General features: G+C 47.8%; 18 protein-coding genes. 10 read left to right on the forward strand and 8 right to left on the reverse strand.

What is annotated here, in order from left to right; genetic code table 11:
• Window positions 1-43: 43 nt before the first annotated feature.
• From lysX (TTER_RS01575) to TTER_RS01620, 10 genes are read left to right on the forward strand one after another with little or no spacing between them, the layout of a single operon-like run.
• Window positions 44-892 carry a lysine biosynthesis protein LysX gene (gene lysX / locus TTER_RS01575; RefSeq protein WP_012874273.1) on the forward strand — a complete coding sequence of 283 codons (849 nt, stop codon included), beginning with the start codon at window positions 44-46 and terminating at the stop codon, window positions 890-892.
• On the forward strand, window positions 889-1,935 hold the full coding sequence (locus TTER_RS01580; protein WP_012874274.1) for a [LysW]-lysine hydrolase: 1,047 nt from the start codon (window positions 889-891) through the stop codon (window positions 1,933-1,935). Before lysX (TTER_RS01575) ends, TTER_RS01580 begins: the two co-directional genes overlap by 4 nt.
• Before the next feature lie 5 nt (window positions 1,936-1,940).
• Window positions 1,941-2,807, forward strand: coding sequence for a lysine biosynthesis protein LysX (lysX, locus tag TTER_RS01585; protein ID WP_012874275.1), 867 nt, complete (start codon window positions 1,941-1,943; stop codon window positions 2,805-2,807).
• A 28-nt stretch (window positions 2,808-2,835) separates the two neighbouring features.
• Window positions 2,836-3,879: an N-acetyl-gamma-glutamyl-phosphate reductase gene (gene argC, locus TTER_RS01590; protein WP_012874276.1), complete on the forward strand. Its 1,044-nt coding sequence runs from the start codon at window positions 2,836-2,838 to the stop codon at window positions 3,877-3,879.
• A 20-nt stretch (window positions 3,880-3,899) separates the two neighbouring features.
• Window positions 3,900-4,694 (forward strand): [LysW]-aminoadipate kinase, encoded by a 795-nt coding sequence (locus tag TTER_RS01595; protein WP_012874277.1) that lies wholly within the window; start codon window positions 3,900-3,902, stop codon window positions 4,692-4,694.
• Window positions 4,695-4,707: 13 nt separating this feature from the next.
• A complete protein-coding gene (locus tag TTER_RS01600; RefSeq protein WP_012874278.1) occupies window positions 4,708-5,883 on the forward strand; it encodes an aspartate aminotransferase family protein in 1,176 nt (391 codons plus the stop codon).
• Between the two features lie 24 nt (window positions 5,884-5,907).
• Window positions 5,908-6,978 carry a Gfo/Idh/MocA family protein gene (locus tag TTER_RS01605; RefSeq protein ID WP_012874279.1) on the forward strand — a complete coding sequence of 357 codons (1,071 nt, stop codon included), beginning with the start codon at window positions 5,908-5,910 and terminating at the stop codon, window positions 6,976-6,978.
• The gene (locus TTER_RS01610; RefSeq protein ID WP_012874280.1) at window positions 6,975-8,585 is read left to right on the forward strand and encodes a sugar phosphate isomerase/epimerase family protein; all 1,611 of its coding nucleotides are present in this window, start codon (window positions 6,975-6,977) and stop codon (window positions 8,583-8,585) included. The genes TTER_RS01605 and TTER_RS01610 overlap by 4 nt, the downstream gene beginning before the upstream one ends.
• Window positions 8,586-8,600: 15 nt before the next feature.
• Window positions 8,601-9,812, forward strand: coding sequence for an argininosuccinate synthase (locus TTER_RS01615; protein WP_012874281.1), 1,212 nt, complete (start codon window positions 8,601-8,603; stop codon window positions 9,810-9,812).
• A 46-nt stretch (window positions 9,813-9,858) separates the two neighbouring features.
• Window positions 9,859-10,989 carry a quinone-dependent dihydroorotate dehydrogenase gene (locus tag TTER_RS01620; protein WP_012874282.1) on the forward strand — a complete coding sequence of 377 codons (1,131 nt, stop codon included), beginning with the start codon at window positions 9,859-9,861 and terminating at the stop codon, window positions 10,987-10,989.
• Here TTER_RS01620 and TTER_RS01625 read toward each other — a convergent pair.
• From TTER_RS01625 to TTER_RS01660, 8 genes are all read right to left on the reverse strand, one after another.
• Window positions 10,975-11,352, reverse strand: coding sequence for a hypothetical protein (locus tag TTER_RS01625; RefSeq protein ID WP_012874283.1), 378 nt, complete (start codon window positions 11,350-11,352; stop codon window positions 10,975-10,977). The genes TTER_RS01620 and TTER_RS01625 overlap by 15 nt on opposite strands.
• 16 nt (window positions 11,353-11,368) lie before the next feature.
• Window positions 11,369-13,564: a 1,4-alpha-glucan branching protein GlgB gene (gene glgB, locus TTER_RS01630; protein WP_012874284.1), complete on the reverse strand. Its 2,196-nt coding sequence runs from the start codon at window positions 13,562-13,564 to the stop codon at window positions 11,369-11,371.
• A gap of 30 nt (window positions 13,565-13,594) precedes the next feature.
• Entirely contained in the window at window positions 13,595-15,727 is a 2,133-nt protein-coding gene (gene glgX / locus TTER_RS01635; protein WP_012874285.1) for a glycogen debranching protein GlgX, read from the reverse strand.
• On the reverse strand, window positions 15,724-17,181 hold the full coding sequence (locus TTER_RS01640) for a phosphotransferase (RefSeq protein WP_012874286.1): 1,458 nt from the start codon (window positions 17,179-17,181) through the stop codon (window positions 15,724-15,726). Before TTER_RS01640 ends, glgX begins: the two co-directional genes overlap by 4 nt.
• Window positions 17,178-18,833 carry a maltose alpha-D-glucosyltransferase gene (gene treS, locus TTER_RS01645; protein WP_012874287.1) on the reverse strand — a complete coding sequence of 552 codons (1,656 nt, stop codon included), beginning with the start codon at window positions 18,831-18,833 and terminating at the stop codon, window positions 17,178-17,180. Before treS ends, TTER_RS01640 begins: the two co-directional genes overlap by 4 nt.
• A gap of 6 nt (window positions 18,834-18,839) precedes the next feature.
• The gene (locus TTER_RS01650) at window positions 18,840-20,798 is read right to left on the reverse strand and encodes an alpha-1,4-glucan--maltose-1-phosphate maltosyltransferase (RefSeq protein ID WP_012874288.1); all 1,959 of its coding nucleotides are present in this window, start codon (window positions 20,796-20,798) and stop codon (window positions 18,840-18,842) included.
• A gap of 220 nt (window positions 20,799-21,018) precedes the next feature.
• Window positions 21,019-22,269 (reverse strand): 2-oxoglutarate dehydrogenase complex dihydrolipoyllysine-residue succinyltransferase, encoded by a 1,251-nt coding sequence (gene odhB / locus TTER_RS01655; protein ID WP_012874289.1) that lies wholly within the window; start codon window positions 22,267-22,269, stop codon window positions 21,019-21,021.
• Complete coding sequence (locus TTER_RS01660) at window positions 22,259-25,096, reverse strand: 2-oxoglutarate dehydrogenase E1 component (RefSeq protein WP_012874290.1); 2,838 nt, start codon at window positions 25,094-25,096, stop codon at window positions 22,259-22,261. The genes odhB and TTER_RS01660 overlap by 11 nt, the downstream gene beginning before the upstream one ends.
• Window positions 25,097-25,113 lie beyond the last annotated feature (17 nt).

The raw sequence follows: 25,113 nt of genomic DNA on the forward strand, positions 1-25,113 counted from the left end.
TTCTGCTTCCCCAACATCAAGAAAGTTTTGGGAAGGGTTAGGTTTGAAGGTAGGAGTTTTACTGTCTCGAGTACGGGCTGAGGAGAAACTAATATTTGAGGAGTTTGATGCTCGAGGGATCGATGTGGAAAGGATCTATGATCCCGAGCTCGTGCTTGACATCGAGAGCCCGATCAATGGATATGATGTGATTCTCGAAAGGGCTATCAACCACTCTAGAGCAGTCAGCGCTCTCAGATTATTCAACGATTGGGGTATTCCCACAGTTAACACCTACGAAGTGGCTACTATATGTGGTAACAAGCTTGAGACCTCTGCTGCTCTTGCTCGTTGTGGTGTGCCCACTCCAAGGACTCTTATTGCCTTCACGCCCGAATCTGCACTAAAGGCGATAGAGAGTATAGGTTACCCGGTCGTACTTAAGCCCCTAATAGGATCCTGGGGAAGACTTATCTCATTGGTAAATGATCGATATGCAGCAGAGGCCTTGCTTGAACATAAGGAGATACTCGGGTCGTACCACCACTCAATCTTCTACATACAGGAATATGTTGAGAAACCTGGTAGGGATATCAGAGCGTTTGTGGTAGGGGACAAGACTATAGCTGCGATATATAGGTATTCAGATCATTGGATAACTAATACAGCTCGTGGTGGTCAGGCATCTAATTGTCCAGTTACTGACGAGATAAACGAGATCTCAGTAGCTGCTGCCAAGGCGGTCGGTGGAGGGGTCGTGGCTATAGATCTCGTAGAAAGTCCTGAGGGACTCAAGGTGCTGGAAGTGAACTACACTATGGAGTTTCGTAACAGCATACAACCGACTGGTGTGAACATACCAGCTTATATAGTCGACTATGTAATAGCTCGTGGGGAGGGGGCTCCTCCATGAGCTGGCAGCTAGATATTCTAAGAGAAATGCTCGAGCTTTACAGCCCTACGGGTTCTGAAGATCAGGTCTCCAGTTTTTTGGTTGATCTGTTCAGATCCGAAGGGCTTGAAGCTTATAAAGATGAAGCAGGTAACTTTATAGGCATTGTCGGTAGAGGCCAACCAGAAATTATGTTGTTAGGACATATAGATACGGTACCAGGCAAGATACCCGTCAGAGAAGAAGATGGCAAGCTGTATGGAAGAGGTGCAGTGGATGCTAAGGGCCCGATGGCAGCATTTGTTTGTGCTGCTATTCAGGCCAAGCGCCAGGATGGTGTTAATGCTACTCTGAAGGTCGTGGGTGCTGTGGGCGAAGAAGGAGACTCTCGAGGAGCGCGTTACCTTGTAAAGAACCACCTGCCTGAGTACCTGATTATTGGTGAACCTAGTGGATGGGATAGTATCGTTTTAGGATACAAGGGATCCATGCATGTACATTATGTGCTCAACAAGTCCATGAGCCACAGCGCAGGTCCTGAAAGGTCAGCAGCGGAGGAGGCACTGGACTTTTGGAATCATGTAGTTGAGTTTTGTAGAGAGCTTAATCAGGAGAAGAGGGTATTCGATCAGCTGTCACCATCGTTGCGCTCGATCAATACTTATAGTGACGGGTTTATTTCAACCGTAGAAATGGATATCAACTTTAGATTGCCCTTGGCATATTCTCCAGATGATCTGGGGCAGAGATTGAGGGACTTTGCAGGGAAAGGTAAGATATCCATTCTATACGGTGATCCTGCGTTTAAGGCAGATAAAAATACTCCTCTGGTAAGAGCTTTCATGCAATCCTTGAGGAGTGTTGGAGTGACCCCAAGGTTCAAGGTTAAAACTGGGACCTCTGATATGAATGTCGTGGCGCCGGAGTGGCGATGCCCGGCTATAGCTTATGGCCCAGGGGACTCCTCGTTAGATCATACACCGGAGGAGCATATTTATATATCCGAGTATGAAAAATCTATAGATATACTTGTAAAAGCATTGAAATATCTTGAAGAGGCGTGAGCAAAGTGAAGATCGGGGTATTGCTGTCGAGGATAAGAATTGAAGAAAAGCTTATTTTTAAAGCTGCTGAAAGACTAGGTGTTGACATAGTTAGAATAGATGACCGGGACTTGATTTTTGACCTGGGGAAGAAGGATTTCCCTGAGGTAGATATAGTCCTGGATCGCGGCCTGGTTCACAGCAGGGCTGAGTATACTCTAAGGATCCTTGAGAGTTGGGGTATTCCAACTGTCAACAGCTACAAGGCCACGATCACATGCGACAACAAGTTTTTGACCAACATGGCTCTTATCGAGCACGGTGTTCCCACGCTGCGTACTATGTTGGCTTACACCCCAGAGTCAGCTATAGAGGCTATTGAGAGGCTGGGATATCCAGTGGTTCTCAAACCCAATACTGGTTCATGGGGCAGACTGTTGGCGAAGATAAATGATAGGGACGCCGCTGAAGCCGTGTTGGAGCATAAGGAGATCCTGGGATCCTATCATCACTCCATCTTCTATATCCAGGAGTATGTCCAAAAGCCCGGCAGAGATATTAGAGCATTTGTGATAGGAGACTCTGTGATAGCTGCTTCTTACAGGCAGTCTGATCATTGGATCACCAATACTGCCAGAGGAGGTATATCCGCTCCCTGCCCAATAACACCCGAGATCGAGGATTTAGCTCTGCGGGCTGCCAATGCAGTGGGAGCTGAGATAGCGGGCGTAGATATAATCGAGACCCCCGAGGGCTATAAGGTTATAGAGATCAACGTGGGGGCCGAGTTTCACGGTCTGATAGAAACCACCGACCGTGATATCCCGGGAGAAATAATTTCCTACCTAGTATCTAAAGCCCATAAGTCTACCGTAGAGCCTGTTGCTTCCTAACGACTATGAGAACACATAGGGGGTAGAAATGCTTAAAGTCTCTATAGTAGGAGCTTCCGGATACGGGGGAGGTGAGCTGCTTAGGTTACTCTTAGATCACCCCGAGGTGGAAGTGGCTCAGGTAACGTCAGAATCCAACGCCGGAAAGTTCGTATACAAAGTACATCCAAATCTGAGAAAGCGCACTGACCTGAAGTTCGTTAGCTCCAGTGAGCTTGAGAAATGTGATGTCCTTTTCCTGGCATTACCACACGGGACTGCTATGGAGAAGATAGACCACTGGATGGAACTAGCACCAGTGATAATAGATCTTAGCGCCGACTTCAGGTTGCGTAACCCGGAGGATTATCCAAAATGGTATGGGCATGACCATACCCATCCAGAGCTACTTGGGAAGTTTGTGTATGGCATGCCTGAGCTGCATAGGGAAGAGATTAAGAATTCCAATTATATATCCAGTGGTGGGTGCCTCTCTACGGCGGCTATACTTGGGCTCTATCCCCTCTTTCAAGCAGGAGTAGTGGACTTGGATAAGCCTGTAGTGATAGAGGGGAAGACCGGATCCTCCGGAGCTGGCGGTGGGGTATCACTGTCCTCGCATCACCCAGAGCGTAGTGGTGCTATGAGGTCCTTTAAACCCACGGGCCATAGGCATACGGCTGAGATAGTGCAGGAGCTATCTTTCCACGGCAAGCCAAAGATTAGCTTCTCCGCTACAGCTATCGAGGCTGTCAGGGGAATCTTATCCACGGCCCATGTTTTCCTGAATAAAGAGATGGATGAGCGTGAGCTGTGGAGGATCTATAGAAAAGCCTATGCAGGCGAACCTTTCATGAGGATAGTCAAGGAGAGTAGTGGTGTGTACCGCTATCCCGAGCCTAAGATCCTGACTGGTAGCAACTACTGTGATGTGGGCTTTGAGCTTGATCCCGATAATGGGCGAGTTGTAGTGATGTCGGCTATCGATAATCTGATGAAGGGAGCTGCTGGTCAGGCTGTACAAGCCTTCAACGTTAGGTTTGGGTTTCCAGAAACCACAGCTCTAGAATTTCCAGGACTGCACCCCATCTAAGTGAACGGAGAATTATAGCAATGCTGGTTATCAAGATCGGTGGTAGCAAGGGGATAAACGTAGACAAGATCCTGGAGGATGTCCCCAATATCCAAGACAAAATGGTCATAGTCCATGGAGCTAATTACGAGCTCAATCAGGTCTCCGAGCAGCTGGGGCATCCCCCTCGTATAGTGACCTCAAGTACTGGGCAAGTTAGCAGATTTACCGACCGGCGTACCATGGAGATTTTCATGATGGTCTATTGCGGAAAGGTGAACAAGACCATAGTTGAAAAGCTCCAAAGACTTGGTGTAAACGCGGTCGGGCTTAGTGCCCTGGACGGAGGGATAGCCAAAGGTAGGCGCAAAGACCAGATAAGGGTTATTGAAGATGGTAAGCCGAAGGTGCTAAGAGGGGATTATGCTGGTAGTATTCAGCAGATAGATACTAGGCTCATAAACCTGCTGCTCGACAATGGATATCTTCCCGTGCTTACTCCGCCAGCCATATCTCACGAAGGTGAAGCAATAAACGTTGACGGCGATAAGCTGGCCATGGAGATAGCAGCCGCATTGCATGCTGACAAGTTTCTAATTTTCTCCGACACACCCGGTTTGCTCAGGAATTTGGAGGATGAAAACTCCCTCATAACAAGAGTGGGGCCTGATGAGATAGAAGAGGCCATGCAGGTTGCAGAAGGTAGAGCAAAGAAGAAGGTGCTTGCAGCAGGCGAGGCTTTGAAGAGAGGTATAGGACAAGTTATATTCGCAGATGGTCGTGTAGATGCTCCTATCCAGAAGGCGCTGTCAGGTATTGGAACAGTAATAGGCTAAGGGGAGTACCGATATGGATATCCAGCAGATAGAGAATGAAACCCTGGTTCCCATGTATGCCAAGAGAGATATAGCCTTGGTAAGGGGTGAAGGCTATTACCTATGGGATTCAGAAGGTAATAGGTATTATGATTTTGCATCAAACTACGGGGTCAACATTCTCGGACATTCTCATCCTGCTATCACAAACGCTATATCTCAGCAGGCTTCCACTCTGATCTCATGTCATCAGAGCTTTTACAACGATGTGAGAGCAAAGTATCTGCAGAAGCTTTCAGAGAAGCTCCCGGAAGGCCTTGACAAAGTTTTCTTCTGTAACTCAGGCACCGAATCCGTGGAGGCAGCCATAAAATTTGCTCGGGCCGCTACAGGTAGGAGCAGGATTATAGCTACAAAACGCGGTTATCATGGCAGAACATATGGTGCTCTTAGCGCTACAGCTGACAAGAAGTATCGAGAACCTTACATGCCTTTGGTACCCGACTTCGAGCATGTACCGTATGCAGATTTGGAAGCCTTGGAGAGAAGCCTCTCCGAAGACGTGGCTGCGGTTATATTAGAGCCTGTGCAGGGGGAATCCGGTATTTATCCTGCCCCCAAAGAATACCTTGCAGGCGTGAGGGCTGCCACACGCAAATTCGGTGCACTATTGATCTTAGATGAGGTACAGACTGGCTTCAGGACAGGCAAGTACTTTGCTTTTGAACATTATGACATAGTCCCTGACATACTGTGCCTTTCTAAGGCAGTGGCCAATGGGTTTCCAATGGGGCTTACCATAACCTCCAGAGATGTAGCTTCCAGGTTACCTGCAGGCACTCATGGTAACACCTTCGGAGGCAATCCATTGGCCTGTGCGGTTGCTTTGGTAGTGCTAGAAGAGATTGATAGAGGAGATCTTTTGTCCAATGCTGCTAATATGGGCGCCTATTTGATAGATAGGCTCAGATCTATGAACTCTCCTGTAGTACGCGAGGTTAGGGGCCTAGGGCTGATGATAGGGGTGGAGCTCAAGGATAGGCCCACAAAGTACCTTAGACTGCTACAAGAAAGGGGCTTTATAGCTCTGCCTGCGGGCGCTACGACTATACGTTTTCTGCCTCCCATCGTAATTGATCAACAAGCCATAGATGCCCTTATTGAGGTGTTCGAGGAGGTACTGACGGCCCAGAACTTTGTCAGAAGCTAGCTGTCAAAACATAGGAGGAGAGATATGGGTGGTGTTCCTGAAGAATTCCAGGTGGATTACAAACCGAGCTTCCCTGCGGATTACAGCCCTGGAATCGGCATTATTGGCTGTGGCGGCATAGTCAAGAATGCTCATCTACCAGCTTACAAGAAGTATGGGTTGCGAGTAGTTGGAGTATACGACGTATTGCCGCAGGCTACGGAAGGTGTGATCGAGACTTTTGGTGTAGAGAGGGTATACAACAGCTTGGAAGACCTGCTTGCAGATCCAGCTATAGAGGTAGTAGATATCGCCACTCATCCTGCTGAGAGGTTCGAGCTGATAAATAAAGCCCTTGATGCTGGTAAGCACGTGCTCTCGCAAAAGCCTCTTGCACTTACTCTAAGTGAGGCAAAACAGCTAGTTAGTAAGGCGGAGCACAAAAGACTAAAGCTAGCTGTCAATCAGAATGGCAGGTGGGCACCTCCATGGAGGGTGGCTACCCTTCTAATCCAAAAAGGCGTTATCGGCGATGTACTGTCGGTTACTCACCTATACGACATAAATTACTCTTGGGTCACAGGTACGAATTTTGATCTAATCAAGCATTTTGCCATATATGACTATTCCATCCATTGGGTTGATATAACTAGGTGTTGGATGGAGGGAAAGGTTCCCAATTTGGTCAGAGCTCGAGAGTACAGGACTCCAGTCCAACCACAGGATAGCCTTACCCCTTGGGGTATGTGGATCGACTTTGAGTATCCAGATGGCTACAGTGCCTTCATACGTGGTATTGGCTGTTCACAGACCTCTCAAGAAGGTCATTATTTCTGGATTCATGGTCAGGAAGGCACTATTAGAGGGAGTGTTTTAGGGAGTGACTACGTCGAGCTCGAAAAAGACGGTAGCTATCATAAATACGAACTCGAAGGGCAATGGTTTCCAGATGGTTTTGCAGGAAGTATGGCTGAACTTCTCTCCTCTGTGAGAGAGGATCGAGAGCCCTATAACTCAGCTTCTCATAATTTGCTCTCTTTGCAGATGGTGCTTGCGGCTTGCAAGTCAGCTGAGAGCTCAGGGAAGCCTGTGCGTCTGGAGGAGGTGGAGAATTGAAACTGGGAGCAATGGACTATCTATTGCCGGGCAAAACTCCTGGCGAAATGTTCACTCTTGCAAAATCCCTGGGCTTCCACGGAGTAGAAATCAACCTTCATAGAGAACATCTAAGGTCTGATAATGGTCAGCTTGTGCAGATCAAGAACGCGTCTGAAGCTACTGGGGTAGAGGTATCTTCTCTAGTCCTTGGAGAACATAACTACGGAGGAGTTAGCAGTTCTGATCAGGACGTTGTTTCTCAGGCTAAGGAAGATATAAAAGCAGCTATTGGTTGGGCCAGAGAGCTAGGCGCGAGTATTATACTTGTACCTTTCTTTGGTAAAGGGGAAATTATAACTCAGGGAGACTTTGAGAGAGCAGTAGAAGCCTTTCGGGAACTGTGCCCTGAGGCTGAAGCTTTTGGGATAAAGTTGTGCTATGAGGGTACCCTCCCAGCCCAGAGAATAAAGGAGATGGCTTCGGCAGTAGGATCGCCTGCTGGCTTTGGTTGTTACTTTGATCTGGCCAACGTAGTCTGGAGAGGACTTGATACTGCTACTGAGATCCGAACTCTGGGCTCCTTGGTATCTCAGGTGCATATAAAGGACTGCCTCGCTGGTACTGGTGATTGCCATCCTGGGCATGGTTTTGTAGATTTTGCAGAATCATCAAAGGCCTTGCGTGAGATAGGTTTCGACGGATGGCTAGTGCTTGAAACTCCAGCTTCGCCTCCTCCAATAGTTCAGAGAGATGCGACTTTCGCTCGTAAGTGGTTTCCAGAGGTGGGGCTGCCTGAGTGGCCTCAATTTGGAGCCTTTACTTGGGACTATCAACCTGAGGACTGGAGTAAGTTAGTAGAGGACTTTGTCAGTTACGGCCTCAAATACGTACAGCTATCAGGTCCTTTGCTCACAAGTGCTTTGGCCAGCGACTCTGGCTATGCTTCAGCTCTGAGCTATTTCAAGAACTCGGAACTATCGGTTGCTGCTATCGGGGCCTATCGCAACCTTGTAGCTCCGGATGATGGGAGAAGGCGAGAGAATATTGATTTCCTAAAGAGGTGTATCGAAGCTGCTCCTGGTCTCGGTACGTATGTAGTTGCTACGGAGACCGGTAGTTGTAATCCAGAGAGTGACTGGTTGCCTACTCAACTCAATAAGACCGAACAAGCTTGGAATATGCTGTTGGATGTTTTGGATGAGCTTGTGCCTGTGGCTAAAGAAAACAACGTAGTTTTGGCTCTCGAGGGCTATGTGAATAATGTGCTATATAACTTTTGCCAGATAGAGGCTCTAAATAGACGTTACGATGGCGATAACCTTCAATTGGTACTAGACCCTTATAACTATATCTCGAGCTATCTGCTACCGGTGCATGAAAGGCTTACACAGGGCTTCCTTTTCAGGTTTGAAAGTAGTTTTGTACTTGCTCACCTGAAGGATGTATCGGCTAAGGGCGCTGAGGTGGAGACTCCTGAATTTGGTGCTGGAGTTTTCAGGCAGCAACCTTACTTAGAGTTCTTGAGAACACAGAGGTTTGATCTTTCTCTGATACTTGAACATCTACCTATGGATCATATCCCAAGTGTCATAAAGCAAGTGCTTAGTATCACAGATCAAAATTAGCTTAAAGGGTGGCTTATGGAGAAGATCAAGAAAGTAGTACTGGCATATTCTGGAGGGCTAGATACTTCCGTCATACTTGCGTGGATAAAAGAGAACTACGGAGCAGAAGTAATTGCTTTTACCGCTGATGTTGGGCAGGGAGAAGAGGTAGAAGAGGCCAAACAGAAGGCTCTGGCCACTGGTGCTTCTAAGGCCTATGCGCTGGATCTACGCGAAGAGTTCGTCAGAGACTTCGTTTTCCCTGTCATAAGAGCGGCAGCCGTCTACGAGAACCAATATCTAATGGGTACATCGATAGCCAGACCTCTTATAGCTAGAGAACTAGTAAGAATTGCTCGAGAAGAAGGAGCCGATGCAATAGCCCATGGTGCAACTGGTAAGGGTAATGATCAGGTAAGATTCGAACTTACAGCATACGCCCTGCAGCCTGATATAAAAGTCATTGCTCCATGGAGGGAGTGGAGTTTTAAAGGCAGGACCGATCTAATCAATTACGCCAAGGAAAAGGGTATTCCGGTTCCGGTTACTCCGGAGAGGCCTTACTCTATAGATGCTAATCTGTTTCATATAAGCTATGAAGGTGGTGTACTGGAGGATCCATGGGTAGCACCGCCAAAGGGTATGTGGCGACTTACACGCGATCCTGAAGACGCCCCGGATGTTCCTGAGGAGATAGAGATTGAATTCGAAGCAGGTAATCCTGTAGCAGTGAACGGCCAGAGGATGGGGCCGCTAGAGTTACTACAGTGTCTCAATCAGATAGCTGGTAAGCATGGCGTAGGCAGAGTGGATATCGTCGAGAACAGATTCGTTGGTATGAAGTCTAGGGGATGTTATGAGACTCCTGGGGGAACATTGCTACACATTGCTCATCGAGCTGTCGAGTCTATAACTCTTGACAGGGAGGTGATGCACCTCAGGGATCAACTCATACCTCAGTACGCTGAGATGGTGTATAACGGCTTCTGGTATGCTCCAGAAAGGATCGCCCTACAGAAGTTCATGGATGATATTCAGCAGCGAGTTAGTGGTGTTGCCAGACTTAAGCTATACAAGGGTAATGCTTACGTGACGGGCAGAAAATCGGATGCTTCTCTATACGATCACAAGACTGTTACTTTCGAAGAGGATGAAGTGTATAACCAGGCCGATGCTGGAGGTTTCATACGGCTCCAGGCTTTGAGGCTGAGAACACACGCAGCTAAGAGGCTAGGGCCAGGAGAATAACAGTATACTTATATAAATACAGGAAAACTTCTCTTAAGGATTAGCATTGGCTACTGGTATATATAAGCACTTAGTACTACCCTTGCTAGATAGACTGGACTCCGAAACTTGGCACGAAAGGGTAAGGCACGGTCTACATACCGTGGAACAAGTGCCTTTGGGGCCCGAGTTCCTTGAGATCTTGGCCTGGAAGGGTAGACGTGTAGTAGATCCAAGGCTAAAAGTTAGCTTGGCTGGTGTGCAACTCGAAAACCCCTTAATAGTGGGGGCAGGCTGGGATAAATCTGGTATATCAATAAGAGCTCTATATGCGCTCGGTTTCGCAAGCGTTGAGGTGGGCACCGTAACTCCTAGACCGCAACCAGGCAATCCTAGGCCCAGGCAGTTTGTACTTAGCTCTGGTGTGGTGATAAACAGACTAGGATTCAATAACCCTGGAGCTGATGCGGTTGCGGCTAATTTGGAGTCATATAAATCCGACAACATACCAGTGGGTATAAGTATAGGGAAGAATAAAGATGATCCCGAGGACAGGGCTCCATTAGCCTATGCTGAAGTTGCTAGGAAGCTGTATCCTTACGGCTCCTACTTCGTAATTAATGTCTCATCCCCTAACACTCCAGGTCTCCGGTCACTCCAGCGAAAGGAGGCTCTACTATCTATAGCTCAGTCAGTGCTAGATGTCATGGACAGTTATGGAGCTAGAAAACCTTTATTTATCAAAATAGCGCCGGAACTCTCTTACCAGGAAGTGGATGAAATCCTGGATGTAGTATTACAGTTAGGGCTTGCTGGGGTGGTAGCAACCAATACTGTGGCGTTGGGAGATGTCAAGGCTAGATATGGAGAGGGGTGGAGACTACAGCCAGGTGGGCTCAGTGGGGATGACGAAGTGTTCAGGCATATGTCCACATCCAAGGTGGCATATATATATTCCCAAACCAAGGGGAGTATAGACATAATTGGCGTGGGGGGAGTCAAGGATGCTCACACTGCGTTGGAGAAGATCCTTGCCGGAGCTACGGCCGTACAGGTAGTGACTGCTATCCGCAGTGAGGGGCTTGCAGTAGCAGCGAGGACTAACCTGGGGCTTCTAGAATGGTTGGATAAGAACGGTGTAAAGTCGATAAGTAACGTGGTTGGAGCTAGATACGAAGATTTTCTAGATACCAAGTAAGGTAGCTGTAGCCCTAGCATGATCATTGGTACCTATAGCAACTCTGGTCCTAGTGGCAAGGTACAACAGGTCGACTTTTAAGCCTGCTTCTATTAGCTCTCTTAACACTTCTCCAAGGGCTCCTGGGCGATCTTCTATGTCTATCAGCAGTACATCTCTTTCCTCCCGAATCTTAAATCCGGCCTCTTTTATCACCCTCTTAAAACCTTCTATATCTTCTACGAGGGCATGAAATACACCTTGTCCCTCACAGAAAAAGCAGCATCCACCTTCGAGATTTATACCTGCTCGTCCTGCCGCCTCACATATTTGGGTTAGCGTTTCTGAGCTGTTATCGATCGCTAGAACTATGTCCTTAGCCATAGTTCGACTCCTCCGGTTACATGGGCTTAAAGAAGACTGCCCCCAAGGGCGGAAGTGTTATAGCTACGGAATAAGGGTGCCCATTATGCATGACCACCTCTGAGCTTACTTCACCCATATTCCCTATCCCACTACCACCATAAATTTGGGCATCCGTATTCAGCACTTCTCGGTACTTACCTAGATGAGGTGCTGGGATCCTGTAGTTATATCTAGGCACGGGTGTAAAGTTGAAAGCACATACTATGTGATTGTTACCATCGCCAGACCATCGTGCAAAAGATATCACCGAGTTCTCCCAGTCGGAGTAATCGAGCCAGGTAAAACCCTTGGGATCATGGTCGAGTCTATATAGTGCTGGTTCGTGCAAATATAATCTGTTTAAGTCCTGCAGCAATCTTTGCACTCCCTGGTGATAGCCGAACTGCAGTACCCACCAATCCAGCTGCCAGTCATGATTCCATTCAGATCTCTGCCCGAACTCGTCTCCCATGAATATGAGCTTCTTACCGGGGTGGGCCCATTGGTAGGCAAAGAGTAGTCTAAGATTAGCGAACTGCTGCCACTCATCACCAGGCATCTTGTTGACTAAGGAACCCTTGCCATGAACGACCTCGTCGTGACTAAGGGAGAGAATAAAGTTCTCGTTGTATGCGTACACCATAGAGAAAGTCAAATCGTTATGATGATATTTACGATATATGGGATCCTTACGAAAGTACTCTAGAGTATCATGCATCCATCCCATATTCCACTTGAAGCCAAAGCCCAGCCCCCCCAGGTAAACGGGTCTAGATACACCTGGCCAGGCTGTAGATTCTTCTGCTATGGTGATGGCTCCTTCGCCTTCCGCATATACGAGAGAGTTCATTTCACGTAAGAAATCTATGGCTTCTAAATTCTCTCTACCACCATACTTATTGGGCGTCCATTCCCCAGGACCTCTGCTGTAATCGAGGTAAAGCATAGAGCTTACGCCATCAACTCGGAGGCCATCGACGTGAAATTCCTTGACCCAGAATAGGGCGCTAGCTGTTAGAAAGTTACGAACTTCGTTTCTCCCATAATTGAAAGAAAAAGTCCCCCAGTCAGGTTGGAATCTCCGCCTGATATCCTCATGTTCGTACAGATAAGTTCCGTCGAATCTACAAAGGCCATGTTCGTCTACTGCAAAGTGTGCAGGTACCCAGTCTATGATCACACCTATGCCTGCCTGGTGACATCTGTCAATTAGATATCTGAGATCATCAGGTGTACCAAACCTGCTAGTTGCCGAATAGAATCCAGTTACCTGGTAACCCCATGATCCGTCATAGGGATGTTCCAGTAGGGGCATAAACTCCACGTAGTTGAATCCCATTCTTTTGACATAGGGTACCAGTTCATCTGCAAGCTCTCTATAAGAGAGCCATGAGCCATCCGGATGACGCTTCCATGAGCCGAGGTGAACCTCGTAAATGTTCATGGGCTTTTTGTATGGATTGTTTTCAAGGCGTCTTAGCATCCATTCTCTGTCTTTCCATTTGTAACCGCTCAAGTCATATATGATGGATGCTGTCCTTGGCCTTAACTCGCTGTAGAATGCCAGTGGATCAGCCTTTTCCCTCTCTATGCCATCGGCGCCATTTATAGCGTACTTGTATTTCTCTCCAACCTGGACTCCTGGGAGAAAGATCTCCCAGACGCCTGATGACCCAAGCACTCTCATTGGGTATCTGCGTTTATCCCAACCGTTGAAATCCCCTATAACACTGACGCCACGAGCATTTGGTGCCCACACTGCAAAAGAGACACCCTTGACTCCATCTATCTCTCTAAGATGGGCTCCCAGTACCTCGTACAGCTTTCTGTGGGTACCTTCTCCTATGTAGTATAGATCTAGCTCTCCTATAGTCGGCAGAAAGCGGTATGGGTCCTCTTGCACCCAAGTGTGATGTGCTGTTGAAATGCGTAGTCTATAGGGGAAGACCTCTGTCCTGGTAGGAAAAGTACCAATGAAGAAGCCGGCTTCATGTACCCTTTCAAGGGGTAGTATCTCTTCGTTTGTTTTGTAATCGAGGGCTGATACTTTTATGGCTCCCGGTACCCAGACTCTCAGCTCTATGCATCTCCTACCGTTCCTCTCGACCGGGTGCATTCCAAGTATGGAGTGTGGATCATAACACGTGCCATTTATGAGATCCTCTATCCTGCATGCGCCTTCTATTTGCATATTGCGCACCTCCGTTCCGTCAACCCTCGCTTATGATTCTGTTCTCGGGCTTTGAATAGGATACTTAAAAATTGCCATAGACGTGGGAGCTAACCTGTAGTTCTTAGCAACTCTGCGATTTAGGGTCTCCTGATATCTAGGGTTGCTAGTATCCAAGACCAGCTGCCATCTAAGTCCCGATGGGGGTTGTGGCAGGTAAAAGGTGATATTCCTCTTGCTCGCATTGAATATCACCAGGATGTTATCGTCAACACATTCTAGAGCTGACGCTCCCGACAGGAGCATACCAAAGGCTCTTATTTCTTGGTTCAACCAGTCCTCTTCAGTCATTTCCCTGCCATCTGGCCTTAGCCATGTAAGGTCCTTGGTGCCATAGCCTTCTATAATCTGGCCTTTATAGTATTCGCCTCTGCGTAACACGGGATGAGCTTTTCTGAAAGCTATGACCTGTTTAGTCCACTCCAGGAGTTCTCGCTGCCATTCCTCTAGATCCCAAGGTTGCCAGGTGGTTTCATTATCCTGACAGTAAGCATTGTTGTTTCCCCTCTGAGTTCTACCAACCTCATCCCCATGGAGGATCATGGGCGTGCCTTGGGAAACAAGCAGGGTAGTCAGGAAATTACGAATCTGCCTTCTTCGAAGTGACAATACTGCCTGATTGTCTGTTTCTCCCTCAAAGCCACAATTCCAACTAAGATTGTTATCAGTACCATCTTTGTTACCTTCACCGTTGGCCTCGTTATGTTTGGAGTTGTAACTGACCAGGTCCCGCATGGTGAAGCCATCATGGGAGGTAACATAGTTGATGCTAGCATTGGGACCTCTTCCCCCTGAGGCGAATATATCGCTGCTTCCAGATAGACGCCAACCGAGCTCTCTGACTTGACCTGGATCTCCTCTCCAGAAGCGACGGATGTTATCTCTGTATCTATCGTTCCATTCAGCCCATCCTTCTGGGAAGTTTCCTAATTGATAGCCACCTTCTCCCAGGTCCCACGGCTCCGCTATGAGTTTTACCTGAGATATAACTGGGTCTTGGCTGATGATATCTAAGAATGATCCAAACTTATCGAAGTGATGAGCTTCTCTTCCCAAGGTGGCTGCCAGGTCAAATCTAAAGCCATCGACATGCATTTCCTGGATCCAATATCTAAGGCTATCCATAATTAGCCTTAGAGAGTATGGCTCGGTTGTATCTAACGTATTACCTGTACCGGTGTAGTCTATGTAGAAACGTGGGGAGTCAGGAGATAACCTATAGTAGCGATCGTTAGCCATCCCTTTGAAGGACAAAGTGGGTCCAAAATGGTTACCTTCTCCTGTGTGGTTATATACGACATCTAATATCACCTCTATGCCTGCCTTGTGGAGCTTCCGAACCATAGTTTTGAACTCATGCACTTGTTGCCCCATAAAGCCTGAAGAGCTATATGCTGAATCTGGGGCGAAGAAACCGATCGTGTTGTATCCCCAGTAATTAGTTAGTCCTTTTTCAACAAGGTACCTATCGCGCACGAAGTGATGTACTGGAAGTAGCTCCACTGCGGTGACACCAAGATCTTTCAGGTACTTTATAATCTCGTGGTGAGCTAGCCCAGCGTACGTACCTCTGAGATTTTCTGGCAGGCCAGGGTGTAGCTGCGTGAAGCCTTTCACGTGGAGCTCATAGATGATCGTATCTTTCCAGGGAATGTTGGGCCTTTTGTCGTCTCCCCAAGTAAAGCTTGTATCCACAACTACCGACTTAGGTACGTAAGGTGAGCTATCTGTTTCAGAGGCTATCAGGTCCTGGTCGTCATGGCCCGTAATCCTATATCCAAAGACATCATCGGACCACTTTATATCTCCTGCTATGGCCTTGGCATAGGGATCTATGAGTAACTTGTTATGGTTGAATCTTAACCCTCTAGCAGGGTCATAGGGCCCATAAACCCTGTAACCGTATAACAGTCCGGGCCTTGCTTCCGGCAGATATACATGCCATATATAGTTGGTTTTATTGGTTACCGGAATCCTAACGCTCTCTTTCTCCTCGAAAGGATTATTGAAAATACATAGCTCTACTTTCTCAGCACCAGGAGAGAACAGGGCAAAGTTCACCCCGCTTCCGTCCCATGTTGCTCCTAATGGATACGGCTTTCCCGGACAGAATGTAAAATTCACCTCAGATTACTCTCCAGCAAGTTCTTGATAGATACTGCAGGTATGTCTACCCAGTCTGGTCTGTAGTCAAGTTCATACCTGAGTTCGTATAGAGCTTTGCGGAGTTTGAATAAATCGAGTAGTTGTCTGGTGCTTTGGTCATCCTGTGGGAGGAACTTGGTGTCTGATGAGTCGGCAGCATCAATGTAAGATCTCAAAAATTGGTTGCTTACTAGATTCTCCCATATGGAAAGAAGTGTTTTCTTCTCAGGATACTGTTTGGACAACGACATAGCTACGTAGTTCCAGGATCTGAGCATGCCAGCCACATCTACAAGGGGACTCTCGAGTGAATTCCTCTCGAATAACGGCTTTGCTGGTTCTCCTTCCAGATCTATGATCAGGAACCTGTCTTTACCAACTAGTAGCTGTCCTAGGTGTAAGTCCCCATGAATCCTTGTCTTTAAGCCGAGTTGACTTGGAGGATCTGGCTGCAGAGAGGTTGCTTCTGCAACCAGGTTCTTGAGTGATTCGTCTGGGTATTGAACGCGGTTGAGGGCTTCCAGCGCATTGTTAGCTTCATTTTGTACCGACTCAACCCAGTTATCGAAATCTTGTTGAGATGCTTGTTCAGGTTGTAGCCCTTCTATATCAGCCCTGGCTAGCAGGGAATGGAATTCAGCTAATGTGCTTCCTATGTTGCTAGCACCTTGTAGAGTTTCTGTTTCCTGATCTAGCCATGCTCCGGCTTCAGAATCTTGTTCAACATTTTCGAGAAAGAGTCTGGCTTTTTGCAGTGCCCAGGACCAGCAATCTCCCTGGTTGGGTACGTATTCGTGGAGCACTAATGCATCCACGTCGTAACCATCCGATGAAGATAGCTTGAGGAACGCCAGCAGTGAGGGGGTCTTATCGAAGCGCAAGTTGCTGAGATATCTGCCAAGCTCTATTTCTGGGTTTCTACCCTGCTCCAATTTACGATACAGCTTCATAATGCAAGACTCATCTAGTATTACAGAGGTATTACTCTGTTCTCCTTGCAGCGTCCTGCCCTCACCTTCGCACCTTGGGGTAGTTACCACTTCTGCTACGGCGTCCAGCCTGAATCCCGATAAGCTTTGATCATCTGTCAATAGCCGTAACAGGGCTTGCCTAGCATCTTCGAACTGCATGCCATCGGCGATCTCCGTCTGCTCTTCTTCTGGCTCAGCAGGCCGCAGATATAGTAGATAATCAGTAAGGTTGTTGCTTGCATCTATTGCGGTGACAACGCACAGGCATGCTCCGCCTGAATTTGGAACCTCTACCCATCGCTCGAACCTGGCAGACTGGAGATGCCTTGTATGGGCACCAAACCATCTATTGGATTCAAGATAGGCAGGTAGTTGTAGATCAAGCGATGCTCTTTCAAGTGCATCATGCAAGGCTTCAACAAGGTTGTTATACTTGTTGCTTATATATAGCTTGTTGTTCACGGTAACTGCTCCTGTGGTTTTAGCTCGAACCAATAGAACACGTGTGGTCCGAATGTAAGCAGGTATGGCAGCTCTCCTATCTGTGGAAATACGGTCTTCCCATACAGTTCGACTGGATATAATCCCTTGAAGTCGCTCAGGTCGAGTTCTGCTGCCTGGCAAAACCTTGAGAGATTACACGCACAGAGGATGGTAGTATCTTGATACTGCCTTATATAGGCAAGCACAGCTCTATTGGATGGTTGCAGGAAGCGTATGGATCCCCTCCCAAATACCGGGTACTTTTTCCTTATCTGTATTGTTCTCTTCATCCAATTCAGGAGTGAAGTTGGCACCTGCTCCTGAGCTTCTACGTTAACAGCTTCATAAGTAAATACCGGATCCCTTATTGGAGGCAGGTATAGTGCCTGCGGATTAGCTCTTGAAAATCCGGCATTGCGATCTCCGCTCCATTGCATGGGAGTACGTACACCGTCCCTGTCTCCCAGATACACGTTATCCCCCATACCTATCTCATCTCCGTAGTAGATGATAGGCGTTCCAGGCAGGGTAAAGAGAAGCAGGTGCATCAGTTGTATTCTTCTCTCGCTGTTGTCCAGTAGAGGTGCCAGCCTACGCCTTATCCCAAGGTTAAGACGCATCCTGGGGTCTTTCGCATACTCGTGATACATGTAATCCCGTTCTTCATCGGTAACCATTTCAAGAGTCAACTCATCATGGTTACGCAAGAATAGTGCCCACTGACATGTCTCTGGTATGGGGGGAGTGCGTCTTAGTATCTCCGTGATCGGATGTCGGTCCTCCCTGCGTAAGGCCATGTACATTCTGGGCATTATCGGGAAGTGATAAGCCATATGGCATTCATCGCCATTTCCAAAGTAAGCTACTACGTCCTCTGGCCATTGGTTGGCTTCAGCAAGGAGCATTCTATTAGGCCAGTTATCATCTACGAATTTACGCAGTTTCTTGAGGAATTCATGTGTCTCCGGCAGATTCTCGCAGTTGGTACCTTCTCTTTCGTACAGGTAGGGGACGGCATCTAACCTTAATCCGTCTACTCCCATGTCGAGCCAATAACCTACTATGTCAAGGATCTCTTGTTGTACCTTTGGGTTGTCGTAATTGAGGTCAGGCTGATGGCTGAAGAACCTATGCCAGTAGTATTTGCCTGCTTCCTGATCCCAAGTCCAGTTAGATCGCTCGGTATCTATAAATATTATGCGAGCGTCTTTATATTTATCGTCCGTATCGCTCCATACGTAGTAGTCCCTGTAAGGAGAGTTAGGATTGCTGCGGGCCTCTCTGAACCATTGGTGTTGGTCTGAGGTATGGTTCAGTACAAGCTCAGTAATTACTCTAATACCACGCCTATGGGCTTCGTCTAAGAAGACCTTAAAATCTTCGATAGTTCCAAAGTCTGGGTGAAGAGATCTGTAGTCGGAAATGTCATAGCCTCCATCCTTGAGGGGAGAGGCGTAAAAGGGAAGCAGCCATATGGCTGTAACACCTAGAGACTCGATGTAGTCAAGCTTGGCAGTCAGTCCTGGTATATCTCCACTGCCATCGTTATTTGAATCAAAAAAGCATCGGACACCTACTTCATAGATAATGGCATCTTTGTACCAAGTTGGATCATCATTCAAGTTGCTCATAGCTCATCACTCTATCCTAAAGAGATGTACTGGTTCATAGTTTGGATCTAGACGAACGTAATTAGCCGTGCCGTGCCATTGGTAGTAGGCATCAGTGATTAGATCGTGCACAGTATAAGTATCCCAAGGTGCGATGTGAAGAGCTTCACCATTGAGATGTACCGTGCATTCATGCCAGTTAAATGGATCAAGGTTAGCTATCACCAGGATACGGTTGCTGCCGTCCTCACTTATCTTGCTGTAAGCAATGATGTTTGGGTTGTCAGGGTAGTGAAACGTTAGATTAGTGTATAGCTGTAGTGCACGGTTCTGTTTTCTAGCTTGGTTTATCGTCTTTATGTATGGGATTATGTTCCCTGGAGCGTTCCAATCCCTGACTCTGATCTCGTATTTCTCAGAGTTTAGGTACTCTTCGCTGCCTGGATGTAAGGGCACGTTCTCTATAAGCTCGAAGCCGCTGTAGATACCATAGGTAGGAGACAGCGTTGCGGCCAAGGCCAGTCTTATCTTGAATGCCGGTCTGCCTCCTTTCTGCAGGTATTCTGTGAGAATGTCAGGTGTATTAGCGAAGAAGTTGGGCCTTAGGAACTCCACCTGTTCAGTATGTAGCAGCTCATGCATGAACTGCTCTATCTCCCACCTACTATTGCGCCATGTGAAATAGGTGTATGACTGGGAGAACCCTATCTTAGCTAGTAGCTGAAGCTTCTTAGGTCTGGTAAATGCTTCCGAGAGGAATATCACGTCTGGATGTTCTCTTTTTATCTCGGATATAAGCCATTCCCAGAAGGCTACCGGCTTGGTATGGGGGTTATCTACCCTGAAGATGCGTATGCCGTGCTCGATCCAGAAAAGTACCACACGCTTGAGTTCGTTCCATAGGCTAAGGAAATCTTCGCACCACATATCGAGAGCAACTATATCTTCATACTTCTTGGGAGGATTTTCGGCGTACTTTATAGTGCCATCCGGCCTCTTGCGAAACCATTCCGGGTGTTCCCTCACATATGGATGATCTGGAGAACACTGTATCGCCAGATCAAGCGCTACCTCTATTCCTAGATTTTGGGCTTCTCTTACAAAAGCATCAAAGTCTTCGATTGTGCCCAGTTCGGGATTTACAGCATCATGTCCGCCGTATTGATTCCCTATAGCCCATGGACTACCAGGGTCACCAGGTTGGGCCACTAGAGCGTTATTACGCCCTTTACGGTTAGTAAAACCAATGGGGTGTATGGGAGGAAGGTAGAGCACATCGAACCCCATATCCTTGATAGCCTCTAGCCTCTTCATGGCAGTTCTAAAGGTCCCGTGCTTGTGAGGATCGTCTGTTTGGGACCTGGGAAACATCTCGTACCATGCCCCGAACCTGGCCTTTTCTCTATCGACTATAACCCTGAGCCACTTATTGTACAGAGTGAGATCTTCTCTAGCTTCGTGTGATGATACAAGTTGTGCAAGCTCCGGCGTAAGAGCTAGATCTACTTTCTCCCTCTGAGTTGAAGCTTCCTGCAACCTGTTGATGTATCCTGCCAGCAGCACCTTGGGTTCTCCCACAGCTCTAGCCTCTGCCTGGCGTATTAGCTCAAGTCCTTCAAGGAGCTCCGAGCTCACATCCCTGCCGGCCGCAACCTTTCGGCTCAGCTCATGAGTCCAACTTATGAAGACTTCTGTCCATGCGGCTACCGTATACTCCAGCATCCCTATGAATTCGATAGGGATTTCCGCTGACCATTCGTCGTCATCGTAAGAGTACGACATGGGGACAGATTCCCATTCTTCTGAGCCCTGTCGCCGGTATCTAACCTCGGCTCCAAGGGTATCATGGCCCTCTTTTATGATGTCAGCAGTTACCCTTAGTCTGTCGCCAACTATGCGTTTTATAGGGAATCTACCGCAATCTATCTGTGGCCTTACAGATACTATACTTATTCGATAGAAGGGATCTGGTTGTTGATCTGCCATGATGTCGGCGATCACCTCCTGTAGGCAGTGTGTGCTAAGTTTCAGGATATCATAGCTTGGGTTGGCAGTAGCGCATATTCTAGAGCCACATTGGTATCGGGTGCAAGTGGCTGGCTTTTACGTAATAAACAAAAAGCGTATGGCCAGCTTATCAAGCTACCTGCCCATACGCCTGATGAAGGATATGCTTGGGATATAATTATACCGTAGACTTATTATCCTAGCTCTCGAGCATGAGAGAAGTAGGGTCTTCTATTAGCTCCTTGATACGCACGAGGAAGCGCACCGCATCACTTCCATCTACTATCCTGTGATCATAAGTAAGAGCTAGGTACATCATAGGCCGAACCACTACTTGTCCTTCCACCACAACCGGCCTTTCCTTGATTGCGTGCATTCCGAGGATACCTACTTGTGGAGGATTTAGTATGGGGGTTGATAGCAGGGAACCATAAATACCTCCGTTGGTTATAGTGAAGGTTCCTCCACGTACCTCTTCCAAAGATATAGTGTTATTTCTTACCTTGGTAGCAAGCTCATCTATCTCCTTTTCTATCTCTGCGAAGCTCTTGCGGTCTGCGTTTCTAATCACAGGCACCACTAATCCTTCTTTGGCGCCAACGGCTATGCCTATATCGTAGTGGTATTTCAGAATTATGTCTTCGCCATCTATCTCAGCGTTGAGATAAGGGAACTCCTTGAGAGCGGCAACTACTGCTTTCGTGAAGAACGACATGAAGCCGAGCTTGACGCCATACTTTTCCTGAAACCTGGGACCCAGCCTTCGGCGTATCTCGATAACGTTGCTCATATCACATTCGTTGAAGGTAGTAAGCATAGCGGCTGTATGCTGAGCTTCTACCAATCGACGGGCTATAACTCTACGACGAGTAGACATGCGCTCTCGTCTCTCCAGCTCTGATAGCTCCCTTGCAGGGGCTTCTGAGGGGGCAGGGGTGGTTTCCTTAATGGGCTGAGCTTCTACAGTTTTACTTGATTCCGCCTGTTGCGCTCCGGACGGAGCTTGCCTCATAGCTAGCACATCTTCCCGTGTGATTCTGCCGCCCGCTCCAGATCCCTCTATCTTTGAGATGTCTATACCTAACTCTTCGGCCAGTCTGCGTACAGAAGGTGTTGCCTTGGGTTGTACCTCTGTATGATGCGCAGCCTGAGGGCTGACTGCTTCCCTCTCTTGAGGAGCCTCAGGTTGTGATGGTTCCCTGGCCTGTGAAGGGGTTTCCGTGATTGTTCCAAGCAGATCACCTACGGAGGCAGATTCTCCTTCCTGTATAGAGATACTCTCCAGGAATCCGCTCGAAGGAGCTGGAACCTCTACGTTGGCCTTGTCTGTTTCAAGCTCAACGACTACATCCCCTTCTTCTACGCTGTCTCCTGGTTGTTTATGCCACTTTAGAACTGTAACATCGACTACGGATTCTCCAAGATCAGGCACTCTGATCTCAACTGCCATGTCTTACGGTCTCCCTTATTCCACTAATAGATATATCTGGAGCTTCTCCGAAAGCCGCCTTAATAATTCTGCTTTGCTGTACGTTGTGCAAAGTTACAGATCCCTCTGCAGGGCTAGCCCTGTCAGGCCTACCTATGTAACCCAAGTTGATGTCGGGATCGAGTATCTTTCTAAGCCTTAAGGCTATGTAGTTCCAGGCACCCATGTTGCGTGGTTCCTCTTGGACCCATACTACTTCCTTGGCTGCTGAGTATCTAGATACTACCTGCAAGATCTCCCTTGCCGGGAAAGGATACAGCTCCTCAACCCTTGCTATAGCTACGTGATTAGCCTCTCTGTATTCTTTGCTCGATACTAGATCGACATAGATCTTGCCACTACAGAGGATTATGCGATTAACCCTAGGGGCTATATCATCTGAACGTGGGTCATCTATAACTTTTTGGAATCTGCCATCTACAAGATCCTCAACGGATGCCATGGCAAGTGGATGCCTAAGCAGACTCTTGGGTGTAAATACCACAAGAGGCTTTGGGGACGACTTGAGACTGGCCGCCTGGCGCCTGAGTAAGTGAAAATACTGGGCTGCGTTACTTGGGTATACGATCCTGATGTTGTCGTTAGCTGCGAGCTGTAGGAACCTCTCGATCCTAGCACTGGAGTGCTCAGGGCCTTGCCCTTCATAACCATGCGGCAATAGCAACACTAGCCCGGACTTCTGCCTCCATTTGGCTTGCCCGGACACAATAAACTGATCGATCATCACCTGGGCGCCGTTCACAAAGTCCCCGTATTGGGCTTCCCAGAGAACCAAAGTTTCGGGTGCGTGGGTCGAGTATCCGTACTCAAAACCTAGTACAGCGTTCTCGGATAGTGGGCTATTGTAAATAGCAAAAGATGCCCTGGCTTGAGGTATTGCTTGCAGCGGGATATATCTTTGCCCAGTTTTCACATCATGCAAAACCATATGTCGTTGGCTAAATGTGCCCCTCTCTGTATCTTGCCCGCTGATACGAATGGGAGTACCGTTCATAAGTATCGTTGCGAATGCTAAGGTCTCTGCGTGCCCCCAATCTATCTCACCTCTCTCAAGAGCATCTCTTCTTCTTGCAAGGGTGCGCCAGAGCTTGGGATGTACTTCAAAACCTTCGGGTAAGCTTAGCAGGGATTCATTTATCTCGGCGATTAACTCTCTAGATACTTTTGTCTCCTGCAAGAAGTGATCCTTCTCCGGTTCTAGGAGCTCCATCTCCGACTCAGGACTCCTACCATCCTCGACCTCTGCCTGCATAGCCCTGCGAAGCTTCCCCTCAACTTTGCTGACGAAGGCTTGTACTTCTTCAGTAGATACTATTCCCCTCTGTATTAGCTTTTGAGCGAATATCTCCCTGACTGTAGGGTGTTTCCTTATCTTCTCGTACATCAGGGGTTGAGTAAAGCTAGGCTCATCGCTCTCGTTGTGTCCGTAACGTCTATAACCGATTAGGTCTATCATAAAATCTTTACGGAAGGTTTCCCTATATGTTTCTGCGAGTCTGGCGGTTAAGATGCAAGCATGAGGATCATCTGCATTGACGTGTACGGTAGGGATCTCAAAACCCTTGGCAAGGTCTCCAGCGTAAGTTGTGGATCTACCTTCCGAAGGCTCTGTGGTAAAACCTAGCTGATTATTGGCTATGATATGGATTGTGCCTCCGGTCCGATAGCCTGGAAGACGCGATAAGTTGAGAGTTTCTGCAACTATTCCTTGTCCAGGAAATGCTGCATCTCCGTGAATGAGTATAGCTAGCGATGCGCGCTCATCCTGACGAGGTGGTCCAGGAAGGCTCCTATCTTCCTGGGCAGCTCGTGCCCTACCCTCGACCACCGGATTTACATGCTCCAGGTGGCTAGGATTTGGAACCAGCGTTATAGGGATAGTGCAACCCAGGTTGGTCTTCAAATTAAGGGTAGCACCCAGATGATATTTCACATCACCTGTCCAGCTATCGACACCTACATCCGTATTAGAAGTTCCCTTCGTGTGCTCAAGCCCGTGCTTGAACTCGGCGATGATCTTTTCATAGGGTTGCTCCAGGATGTGAGCCATGACGTTTAGCCTTCCCCTGTGGGCTATTCCGATGACGACCTCTCTCACGCCTGATTCCGCGGCTCTGGATATAATCTCATCCAACATCGGTATGAGCATATCCAGTCCCTCTATGGAGAACCATTTCTGCCCTGGGAAATACCTATGGAGGAACCTTTCGAAGGTTTCTACCTCTGATAATCTCTCCAAGAGCTTGCGATCGAACTCCGGGTCGTCACCAATCGCAAACCTGCGGCTTTCAACCATATCACGCAGCCAGTCACGCTCTTTTGAGTCTTGTACCTGGTCGAAGTCATAGCCTATGGATCCACAATATATATCCCTGAGCTTTCGATAAGCCTCGAGGGCATTCCTGCTCGTTTGGGCAAGTGGTCCCCCAACTACCGATGCAGGTAGTTTCTCAAGATCAGCCTCGGTCAAACCATGGGTATCAAGTTCGAGCTCAGGGTCTCCCGGGGGTGGAGTGCCCAATGGGTCTAATTGTGCAGCCATGTGTCCGTACTCTCTGGTTAGCCTGGCTAACCTGGCTGCGCCTACTATCTTGAGTACGTCTATCTCAGTGGGCAGCTCTGCTTGGGTTACTAACTCCTCAAGCTCTTCTGGGAATGGATTACCTACCCTGTCGAAGTACGCTCTAGTCGAAGGATCTACAGATGATGGGTCGGCTAAGTATCTGAGATATAGCTCGGCTACTAACCCAGCATTCAAACCATACAGTTTATCGTTCTTCCCCCACATATCACCCTACCTAAGTG

It is taken from the genome of Thermobaculum terrenum ATCC BAA-798, from assembly GCF_000025005.1.
GTDB classification, from domain to species: Bacteria; Chloroflexota; Chloroflexia; order Thermobaculales; family Thermobaculaceae; genus Thermobaculum; species Thermobaculum terrenum.